Source organism: Micromonospora sp. D75 (assembly GCF_018070405.1).
GTDB lineage: Bacteria > Actinomycetota > Actinomycetes > Mycobacteriales > Micromonosporaceae > Micromonospora > Micromonospora chalcea.
Genome location: NZ_JAGPXV010000527.1, coordinates 1 through 4,277, shown reverse-complemented (window position 1 = coordinate 4,277; position 4,277 = coordinate 1). Strand labels below are relative to the sequence as shown.

At 74.4% G+C, this 4,277-nt stretch carries 5 protein-coding genes; 4 read left to right on the top strand and 1 reads right to left on the bottom strand.

Annotated features, from left to right (window positions below; translation table 11 throughout):
* Positions 1-50 precede the first annotated feature (50 nt).
* The 3 genes from KBX39_RS24710 (at position 51) to KBX39_RS24700 (ending at position 2,685) form a co-directional block, all read left to right on the top strand.
* Positions 51-1,181, top strand: coding sequence for a hypothetical protein (locus tag KBX39_RS24710; protein ID WP_312247482.1), 1,131 nt, complete (start codon positions 51-53; stop codon positions 1,179-1,181).
* Complete coding sequence (locus tag KBX39_RS24705; RefSeq protein WP_043328844.1) at positions 1,151-1,867, top strand: response regulator transcription factor; 717 nt, start codon at positions 1,151-1,153, stop codon at positions 1,865-1,867. Before KBX39_RS24710 ends, KBX39_RS24705 begins: the two co-directional genes overlap by 31 nt.
* A 74-nt stretch (positions 1,868-1,941) precedes the next feature.
* Complete coding sequence (locus KBX39_RS24700; protein WP_069087280.1) at positions 1,942-2,685, top strand: hypothetical protein; 744 nt, start codon at positions 1,942-1,944, stop codon at positions 2,683-2,685.
* 338 nt (positions 2,686-3,023) lie between these two features.
* Here KBX39_RS24700 and KBX39_RS24695 read toward each other — a convergent pair whose 3' ends face one another.
* Positions 3,024-3,776, bottom strand: a complete 753-nt coding sequence (locus KBX39_RS24695) for a 1-acyl-sn-glycerol-3-phosphate acyltransferase (RefSeq protein ID WP_030502236.1) — start codon at positions 3,774-3,776, stop codon at positions 3,024-3,026.
* A gap of 100 nt (positions 3,777-3,876) precedes the next feature.
* Between KBX39_RS24695 and KBX39_RS24690 the strand changes: the two genes are divergently transcribed.
* Positions 3,877-4,277 (top strand): alpha/beta hydrolase fold domain-containing protein (locus tag KBX39_RS24690; RefSeq protein WP_210872743.1); only part of this gene is annotated, 401 nt, incomplete at its 3' end.

The following is a 4,277-nucleotide window of genomic DNA, read 5'->3' as shown; positions in this document are numbered from 1 at the left end:
GTGCGGCGGTGACCGCCGACTCCGTGCTGCGTCCCCTTCCCCGGCCGCGGGTGGCGACGCGCCCCGGACCGGCCACCGCACCGCCGGAGGCGCACGCGGTGGCCGACGCCTCCGACGGGGGCGCGCGGATCGCCGCCATCGTCATCGCGGCGGCCTGGCACCTGGCGATCGCGCTGCCGGCCGTGTTGCGGGCGGGACCGGGAATGGCCTTCCCCGCCGTGGTGGCGGTGGGCTGGCTGGTGACCGCGCTGATCGGGGTCTGGGCCGGCGTACTACTGCTGCGCGGCGAACTGCCCCCGGCCCGGAGCCTGGCCGCGGCGCTGCTGGTGGTCGACGCGGCGGTCGTCGCGGGCGCCGGCGAGCGCTTCCTGTTCAGCACCGCCAACTGGGTGTGGGGCGGTCTGGCGTGGTTCTTTCTGCTGGCGCTCTGGCGGCGGCCGGTGCGCTGGCTGCTGGTCATGCTCGCCGCGCACGGCGCGATCGCGGTGACCGCGGTGGTGCTGTACGGCGCGACCGCGTCGGCCGATCTGAGCCGGGCCACGATGTACGTTTACGGCACCTCCACCCTGCCGGTGGCGGTCTTCGTCGGCGCGGCGGCGCTCACCGCGCAGGCCCGGGCCCGGGCCGCCACCGCGGCGGCGGCGCTGGCCGTGGCGGCGGAGCGGGAGGCGGCCGAGCGGGCCCGCACCGAGCGCCAGGAACGGCTCGCTCTGGTCAGCGGCACCGCCGAGGAGGTGCTGGCCGAGCTGGCGGCGGGCGACGCCGACCCGGCCGACCCGGCGGTGCGGCGGCGGGCGGTGCTGGCCGCGGCCCGGCTGCGCCGGCTCATCGCCGAGTCGGACGACGTGCCCGACGCGCTGCTGCACGAGCTGCGCGCGGCGGCCGACCTGGCCGAACGCAACGGGCTGCCGATCGACCTGGTGGCGGTCGGCACGCCACCGGAGCTGCCGGTGGAGATCCGGCGCGGGCTGGCCGACCCGCTCACGGCAGGGCTCGCCGCGGCCGAGGGCTGGGCGCGGCTGACAGTGGTCGCGGGACCGGACGAGGTGGTGGTCAGCCTGGTGACACCGGACCACGACGGCCCGGACGAGACGACGACCGGTGGGGGCGGACCGGTGGAACACCTGCACGAGCGGGACGGGGAGATCAGATGGACGCAGACCCGCTGGCGGCGGACGTGAACGCCGGGTGGCCGATCGGGGTGGCGATCGTGGACGACCATCCGGTGGTGATCGACGGGGTGCGGGCCTGGCTGGCCGGCGAGCCGCGGTTGCGGGTGGTGGCCACCGGCGACGACCCGGACGAGGTGCTACGGGCTGCGCCCGACGCCGAGGTGGTGCTGCTCGACCTGCGCCTGCACGGCCGGATGGTGCTGGACAAGCTGGCCGAGCTGAGCGCGGCCGGGCGCCGGGTGGTGGTCTACTCCGAGCACAGCGACCCGCCGACCATGCTGGCCGCGCTGGACGCGGGCGCGGTGGCGTTCCTGGCCAAGCACGAGGGACGCGAGCACTGTGTGGGCACCGTGCTGGCGGCGGCGCAGGACCGGCCGTACGTGCCGCCCGCGCTGGCCGGCGCGATGGTCGGCGACGCCCGGCCGGATCGTCCGGCCCTGTCGGACAAGGAGCGCGAGGCGCTGCTGTTGTGGTTCCAGTCGATGTCGAAGGCGTCGGTGGCGCGCCGGATGCAGATCAGCGAGCACACAGTGAAGCAGTACGTCGACCGAGCGCGGATCAAGTACACCCGAGCGGGGCGTCCGGCTGCCACGAAGGCGGCCCTGCTCGCCCGCGCGATCGAGGACGGACTCGTCCGACCGGAAGATATCGGCATCTACCGGTCGCAGGCGTCGGCCGACCGGCCGACCCCCTAACAGGTGTCATGACAATCACCCTACGAATCCGGCAGGCTCCCTGATACCGCCAACCGTCACCGGGAGGTCGTACCGTGCCGGAGGACGCCGCACCCTTCTTCGTCGGACCGCATCGGTTCGACGCCGACGCCGACCCCACCCGTCCCGTGCTGGACCGGCGTTACGCGCTGGTGCCCGAGCCGGGTGAGCGCATACTCGGGCATCAGTTGCTGCGGGTCGCCGGTCACCTGCTGGGCCCCACCGAGGACGTCCGCTGCTGGGCGCTGCCCGCGCCGGCGACGATCACCGTGACCGACCGCCGGCTGGCGTACGTCTGCAGCGGTTCCGAGTTGTCAGTGGTCCCCGGGCAGGACAGCCGGACGGGTGCCCGGCACCGGCGCCCGGTCCGGCTGTCCCGCCTGGTCAGCGGTCAGATCCGCTGGCAGTGGCCGTCCCGGCTGGAACTGGTCGATCACGGCGACGGCACAGCCGAGCTGCGCGTGGTCTGCGACGCGCTGCGCACCATCCGGCAGCCGGCGCTGGCACTGACCGGCCCGGTCGGGCCGGTCGCCGGGCTGGCCCGGCAGGTCCGCCGCGCGGTGGCCGGATACCGCCTGGCCAACCCCGATCTGGTCGACCTCTCACCGCCGGAGCGGGACGTGCTCGCCACCCGGGTCGCCGCCTCCCCCGGCCCGATGCTCGGCACGGTGACGCTGCCGGGCTCGCTGCCGGTGGAGTTCCTGTCCCGCGACGACTACTACCGTCCGCCGGTGGCCGAGGCGTCGCCGTGGGCGCTGTCCGACGTCCCGGCCCGCGACCAGCCCGGTTCCGCCTGCTGACCCTCCCCCGAGCGCGCATCCTCTGCGGCATGGAGGTGCATCCTTGCGCGGTGCGGCTGTCCTCAGTCGGCGGAACAGGTGAGCGTTCTCGGCGGCCCTTTCCTCGTATGTGCGTGGTGGGCGGCCGAAGATCTCGGCAACGGAGGGGCGTTGCGTGAGACTCCACTCGCTCAGTTCGGCCGGGCGCGCACCGCACTCCTGGAGGGCACACCACCAGATGAGACGAACGTACTACGTCATGAGATCTGTGTAGATCTTGGTACGAAAGGGCCCTCATGGGGGCCTTTTCGTACCAAGATCTACCGAGCCGAGCCGAGCCGAGCTGCGGACCGCGGGGGTCAGGAGGCGCTGCGGGTGCGGCGCTCGGAGCGGTCCAGCTCGACGGCCTCCTCCGGGGTGGGCGCGCTGCCGCCCAGGTGGGCCGGCTGCCACCAGGTGTCGTCCGGGCCGGACGGCTGGTCCGGGTACTCCCGCTGGGCCCGGTCGACGAGCGCCGACAGCCGGGTACGCAGGTCGGCGGTCATGACTGTGGCGTCCGGGTAGGCGGCCGGGTCCATCGGATCGCCGACGATGATGGTGATCGGCGTGTGCCGGCGGGTGAGCGTGCGCGGGCGGCCCTTGGTCCACAGGCGCTGGGTGCCCCAGAGCGCGACCGGCAGCAGCGGCACGCCGGCTTCCTGCGACATCCGGGCCGCGCCGTTCTTGAGGTCCTTGACGACGAAGGAGCGGCTGATCGTCGCCTCCGGGAAGACGCCGACCACCTCGCCGCGGCGCAGCGCGCTCACCGCGGCGGCGTACGAGCCGGCGCCGGCGGCCCGGTTGACCGGGATGTGCTTCATGCCGCGCATGAGCGGCCCGGAGACGCGGTGCCGGAAGACGCTGTCCTTGGCCATGAAGCGGACCAGCCGCTTGGCCGGGTGCGCGCCGTAGCCGCAGAAGATGAAGTCGAGGTAGCTCACGTGGTTGGATGCGAGCACGGCGCCGCCGGTGGGCGGCACGTGCTCGCTGCCGGACACGTCGAGGCGCAGGTCGAGGAGCCGGAACATCGTCTTCGCGGCGGTGATCACGGGCGGGTACACGAGTTCCGACATCCCGCTACTTTACCCCGAGTAGGTTACGCGACCGTAGGGGCGATCTGCCCTCGGCAGACCGGGCTCGCGCACCGGGGGCGGGTGCGGCGACGATGGTGCCGTGACCGAACGCGCGGTGCTGCTCTGGATCCACGGCGGAGGCTGGCGTGCCCGCGCCGAGGAGGACGGCAGAGCGCTCGCGTCCCTCGGGCTGCGCGTGGTCGAGGCCACCTACCGGTTCTCCCACCAGGCCCGCTGGCCGGCCCAGCTCGATGACGTACGCGAAGCCGCGCGCGCCGCGTGGAGCGGGGCGGACGGCCTGCCGCTGCTGGTGGGCGGCGACTCAGCGGGCGGGATGCTGGCCCTCCAGCTCGCCCTGCGCGGGGTGGACCGGCCCGGCGATGTGGCGGGCGTGCTCGCGTACTGGGCGCCGGTCGACCCGCTCGACCCGGAGCAGCGGCGACGGCGTGCCCCCGGCGACGACCCGTGGACCGACCTGCTGGGCCACCCGCCGGCCGCGGG